The sequence below is a fragment of the Micromonospora sp. MW-13 genome, from assembly GCF_003434305.1.
In the GTDB taxonomy this organism is placed as follows: domain Bacteria; phylum Actinomycetota; class Actinomycetes; order Mycobacteriales; family Micromonosporaceae; genus Micromonospora.
Genome location: NZ_QKKX01000049.1, coordinates 1 through 3,073 on the forward strand (window position 1 = coordinate 1; position 3,073 = coordinate 3,073).

The window sequence follows — 3,073 nt, forward strand, 5'->3', positions numbered from 1 at the left end:
CCCGGTCGTACAACCTGGCGACTCGCTCGGGCGGACGGACCCTCAGCGGGGGAGTGGACGTCGCCGCGCTCGCCCCGCCGAAGCTGCTCCTCGCAGCCGCCCGCAACATCGAGGACGGCGGCTCGCTCACCGTCGTCGCCTCGGCGCTGGTCGACACCGGATCGGCGGCCGACACGCTGATCCACGAGGAACTCAAGAGCACCGGCAATGCCGAGCTGCGGCTGGACCGGGCATCGGCCGACCGGCGCACGTACCCGGCCGTCGACATCCGGCCCTCCGGCACCCGGCGGGAGGAACTGCTCGTCCCGCCCGCCGAACTGACCCGGCTGCGCGGGCTGCGGGCCGCGCTGTCCACCCTGGACCGCCAGGCCGCCCTCGCCCGCCTGCTGGGCGAACTGCGGGCCACCCCGGACAACCGCCGGTTCCTCACCCGGCTGGCCTGACCGAACGAGCGTACGGGCTCGACGGCTTCGGCACCCAGCGGTACCGCGACGCCTGACCGTCGCGGGAAAACCGGTACGGGCACGCGCCCCCGAGCGGGCAAACTCGGGCCCGTGCCTGCCGCCGATCGTGATCTGTCGACCTCCGACCGGGCCGCCGCGCCGATGCCCGTGCCGACTCCGGCCCGGGCCGCCTGGCCGCTCCGCGCGCCGACCCCGGCGCAGGCGGCGGCGCTGGCCCATGTGCGCCGGACCGCGCTCCGTGATCGCTCCGCCGCCCTCGCCGTGATCGCCCGGCACCTGGCCGGGGCCGGTGTCCACCACCACCCGGAGAAGTTGGTGGCCGCGGTCGCCGCGCGGGGCCGGCTCACCATCAACTTCCACCCCGACCGGGTGCTCGCCGACGGGCGGACGGTGGCCGCCGCGCTGGCCGCGGAGGGCAGCTACCGCAACCAGTTCGAGACGGGAATCTCCAACGGCGGCCTCACCGCGTACCCGGGTGGGGACCGGGACCGCTGGGAGGAGGCGCTGTTCGGCGACGCCTACCAGACCCCGGGCGTGCCCCCGCGCGACCGTCCCCGGTACGGCGGGCTGAACCTGCTCGACCACCCCGACGGCGCCTGCCCCCGGTTCGGCTCCTGCCATCTGCGGTTGCGGCCTGAGGTTCTCGCCCGGACCACGCTCTGCTTCGGCGACAGCCACCTCGGGCCGACCCGGTTCGGCACCGTCGAGGTGCCCGAACCGGTCCTCGCCGCCCTCTTCGACGCCACCGCCGGCACGGGGGTAGCCCTCGGCGTCGCCGGGATGGACACCGCCACCCTGGCCCGGACCCTGTTCCGGCGGCCGGGCCGGGACCCCTGGCGCCCCGGCCCGGCCGCCCGGGCCTTGGACGACTACGTCGAGGCGCAGATCCACGGGGAGATCAGCCTCAGCCGGGACGTCGACGCTCTGGTGCTCGACCCCTCGTTCGACGGCACCGAGGTGGGACGGCTCCTGACCGACCTGGCCGCCCGGCACGGGTGGGCGCTGCGTTGGCACGCCGGGTTCGAGCTGCCGGTCGACGGGATCGACCCGGAGTTCCGTGGGCCGGACATTCCCCTGGTGGCGGCCCGGATCCACGCCGAGTTGGCCCGGCCCGGCGAGCCGGTCGACGCGGCGCTGGTCGGCCGGGCCGCCGGTTCCGTGGCCACCGAACCGGACCGGTGGGCGGGGCGGGGCTCGCTGCCGGTCACCGGCCAGCACCTCAAGCAGCTCTGGCACGTGCTCGTCCGGTTTGGTACGCCCCGCGTCCGTTGAGCGTTCCTGTCACCGCCGACCGTTGGTGGCGGTGACCACGGTCGCAGTCTGGGCCTGCTGCCGTGCATATCCGGAATGACGGACACGCCAAGCTGGTTGTGTCCCCTGTACCGCCTGCCGGTAAACCGCCGGTGGAGCCTTTCCCCCGAGGGGCGCTCAACCCGGAGCGCGTCGCAACGATCGAAAGGGCAACCATCGTGAAGGCTGACTTCACTCGATGGCTCCCGGCCATCGCGAAGACCACCGACCGGATCCCGACCATCGCGAGAACCCCGAACCGCAGGACCCTCCTGAGCATCGCCGGCATCGCCGTCCTCGGCGGCCTGGCGTTCGGCCCCACGGCCGTCGCCGCCCCGGTCACCGCCGGCCCGCACGCCGGTGCGGTGGCCGCGATCGACCTGGCCACCGGCAAGAGCCGCGAGGGCGCTGTCGCCGAATCCGCGCTGACCACCGGCGAGAGCGTCAGCAGGACCACGTCGGCCGAGAAGCCGAACCGGGACGAACTGGTCCCGCACGGCGTCGAGGGCGCCCAGTCGCGCATCCCCCTCGACGACGCACAGCTCGAGAACGCCGACGCGATCATCAAGGCCGCCAAGGAGACCGGCGTCGGCGAGCGGGGCGCGGTGATCGGTGTGGCCACCTCGTTGCAGGAGTCGAAGCTGTACAACCTCGGCCACCTGGGGGCGTACAACGACCACGACTCGCAGGGCCTGTTCCAGCAGCGCCCGTCGTCGGGTTGGGGCTCGCCCGACGAGATCACCGATCCCGACTACGCCTCCAAGGCGTTCTTCAACGCCCTCAAGAACGTGGGCGGCTGGCAGGAACTGCCGCTGACCGCCGCCGCGCAGACGGTGCAGGTGTCGGCGTACCCGTACGCGTACGCGCAGTGGGAGGACCAGGCCGCGGACGTCGTCCAGCAGCTCTGGTGACGCAATCCTGACCCGGCCCCGGCCGGCCCCGTGCGGGGCCGGCCGGGGCCTTTCCCGACCGGCGTCCGGTCAGTGGCATCGCGGGTACGAGTGACCCGGATGCCCCCGCTCGTCGGGACCCGGCGTCGGCTCGCCTGCCCGGTCCCGACCCGCCTGGACCAACCGGTGCCGGATGTCCGGTTCGCCGCGCCGCATGGGTGTGACGGCCGGCATCCGGGTGGCGGAACACCGGCCGGGCCGGGGCGGTTACACATGGCGGACGATCGAGTAGGGCCGCGCCCCACCCCCTGGATCTCGGGGACGGAATGCGGGCCGGCCGCCGGTCGTTACACCTGGACCCGCCACCGGCACCCCCGGTGCGCGACCTTCCCCCCTTTTGATCTTCTTGGGCGCCTTGACGTGGTGCCC

General features: G+C 74.0%; 2 protein-coding genes and 1 pseudogene. All 3 read left to right on the forward strand.

The window, feature by feature from the left end; all coding sequences use genetic code 11:
* A pseudogene (locus tag C5N14_RS22585) lies at window positions 1-443 on the forward strand (transcription termination factor Rho); the annotation flags it as partial.
* Between the two features lie 111 nt (window positions 444-554).
* A complete protein-coding gene (locus C5N14_RS22590; RefSeq protein ID WP_243639925.1) occupies window positions 555-1,736 on the forward strand; it encodes a DUF3626 domain-containing protein in 1,182 nt (393 codons plus the stop codon).
* A gap of 197 nt (window positions 1,737-1,933) precedes the next feature.
* Window positions 1,934-2,665 (forward strand): hypothetical protein, encoded by a 732-nt coding sequence (locus tag C5N14_RS22595; protein ID WP_117670389.1) that lies wholly within the window; start codon window positions 1,934-1,936, stop codon window positions 2,663-2,665.
* The last annotated feature ends 408 nt before the right edge of the window (window positions 2,666-3,073 follow it).